3 protein-coding genes are annotated in these 2,310 nt (G+C 34.2%); all 3 read right to left on the bottom strand.

Going from position 1 to position 2,310, the window contains the following annotated elements:
- Positions 1–77 precede the first annotated feature (77 nt).
- Positions 78–716 carry a hypothetical protein gene (locus tag BM057_RS11380; protein WP_092093882.1) on the bottom strand — a complete coding sequence of 213 codons (639 nt, stop codon included), beginning with the start codon at positions 714–716 and terminating at the stop codon, positions 78–80.
- A complete protein-coding gene (locus BM057_RS11375; RefSeq protein ID WP_092093880.1) occupies positions 713–1,267 on the bottom strand; it encodes a hypothetical protein in 555 nt (184 codons plus the stop codon). The genes BM057_RS11380 and BM057_RS11375 overlap by 4 nt, the downstream gene beginning before the upstream one ends.
- Before the next feature lie 294 nt (positions 1,268–1,561).
- Complete coding sequence (locus tag BM057_RS11370; RefSeq protein WP_092093877.1) at positions 1,562–1,915, bottom strand: hypothetical protein; 354 nt, start codon at positions 1,913–1,915, stop codon at positions 1,562–1,564.
- Between the last annotated feature and the right edge of the window lie 395 nt (positions 1,916–2,310).

Genomic DNA, 2,310 nt, shown 5'->3' with positions numbered 1-2,310 from the left:
TTTTAAAGATGAAAAAGCAGCATAAAATAAAAAAGCCAAAGCGATGTAATCGCTCTGACTTTTTTGACCCACCAACACTACTTGTCAAAGAGCCAGAAAATACCGTTGTTTGAACCATCATTGTATTCTACCAAGAAATCATCATCTTTAGGCGCATAAAAAGCATATTTTCCTTTAGCAGAACCGCCTGAATAAACGTCTGCATAGCCAAACTCATCACCGTCAGCAAGTGTAGGGTAAACGGAATCTTGAGAAATTTGGCTACCGTCTGATCCAATAATGGTAAATTCAGGAGTAACATAAACAGGATCATCTTCAGTAGAAGCATGATTTAACACATAATCAACATCTACCATCACCCATTCCATTCCTTCTGGTGCTTCTTCATTATATTCGTTCGCGTCTTTCAAATATTCAAAAACTTCATCACCCTTCACAACATTAGAAAGAGTGATCGACCGGTTTCCTTCAAGTTCTTCGTCGCTATTTTCAGTATAAAAAATAAAATCTTGTGTCGCAGTATCTCCTAAAGCAACGGGATTACTTCTTTTGCCCACTTCACTAGTTGTTTTGCTAGAAGCAGCTTCGCTAGTTTGTTCACTAGAAGAGACGTCCTCGTTTTCGGTAACGCTTACACCTCCAGTAGTATCTTGTCCACAAGCAGCTAATAATATACCAAAAGAACTGAGAAGCATTAAATGTTTCAGTTTACTCATTCTTCGCTTTCCTCCATTTCAATAAAATCGGTTGCTTCTGATAATACATGTTCTGTATCATCTTTAATGATAATCTTCGGCTGATCTTCGCCTTTCGCATAGTCTGAATGTAAGTAAAGCTGTCTAGTGAAAGTATCTATGAAAAGAACAAAGAATTGATCGGTTAGTTCGCTCCAGTCAGAGGTGTCAGTATTATGTATCATTATTTCCATGGTTTGATCGTCTATCATTTTTGAAGAAGTAATGGTAATTGTTTCCTCTCCATTTTCACTAGGTTCATCATAACTATCTGCCAGTTTAGCAATGTATTCTTTGTATTGACGCTTTGTTAAATGAATATGGTCCCAATTGATTTCTTCATCTTTGGATTTGGATAATTCATTTTTAGTTGTCTCATCTAATTGATCCAATCCCGGTTCCTCAGAAGAAACAGTTTCGCTCGATACTGGTTCTGAAGAATCTGCTGCTTTGCTAGTGCTATTATCTGCACTACAGGCTCCTAATATGAAACTACCCATTCCTAAAAAGGTCAATAATTTGATCCGTTTCATTTCATTCTATTCCTCCTTGAAAACTGCAAATATAAAAATATTCCTTCTTTACAATAACACACGAAATATAAAAAACAAGAAAAATTTCTCTAAAGTCCAAATTAAAAAAATATATTTGTCCATATTTTGAAACCACAGCAATCAGTTAACTAAACAACAAATGAGCAACTAGGAAGAATCAATTGAAAGGTCCATAGAAACGAATCTTTAAAAAATTAAAAAAACTCCATCAAAGAGGGGATCAGTGATAGAGTAAGTTTGTATAAAATGATTTAAGTAAAGTTAGAAAAGTTCTTATAAAATCGAAGAGTCTTTTTCATTCTGTTTTTTGTAAATGGCATAGATTTGAGAAAGGACCATAGGATCTTTGATGGTCGTATCTAGGAAGTGAAGAATGGAATCGATCACCTTAGTATCGTTATTGGTCTCAATCATGTCTTTTACAGCGAAGTTATAATGGTAAAGGTTGTCTAACATATGATGGTAGTCTTCAATAAACAATCTGAAATTATAGCTATCTTTTAAAGTCTCTTTTGTGAGAGCATTTTTTTTGTGGAGGCTTAGAAAGTATTCTTCTTTTGTGAGCGTTAAGTCATTCACAAATTCTTCTACGTCTCGAGCTTCTTCATCAGTAAAATCTAAATGCATATTCAATGACCTCCTAAAATGCTAACCCTTTTTTATGTCATTTAGAGTACAGGAAGAGGCTTATCTTGTAAAGATAGATCACCATAATTTTATGAAAACAGCAGAATATCTTATGAAAAAATTCACCTTTTGGTAACAAATTAGCTCGTTTAAAAAATTGCAGAATAGGGATTGGATAAAAAAGAGTAGGAGCGATTTCAAAATAGGAAGGGGGATTGTGTCGTCAGACGTTCCATGACCATTTGTGCAAAATTTGTGCAAAATAATTTACCTTTTAACGGTTTCCACTAATGAGAAAAGGGTTCTACAATATTTAACGTTGGTCTGTAAAAAATCAATTTTTTTAATGCTAAACTCTTTAGAATCCTATTTCTAGAAATTTCAGGAGGCACATA

It is taken from the genome of Pisciglobus halotolerans, from assembly GCF_900113675.1.
Classification (GTDB): Bacteria; Bacillota; Bacilli; order Lactobacillales; family Carnobacteriaceae; genus Pisciglobus; species Pisciglobus halotolerans.
Note: the sequence above shows the minus strand (reverse complement) of the source record. Positions and strands in the feature narration are given on the sequence as shown.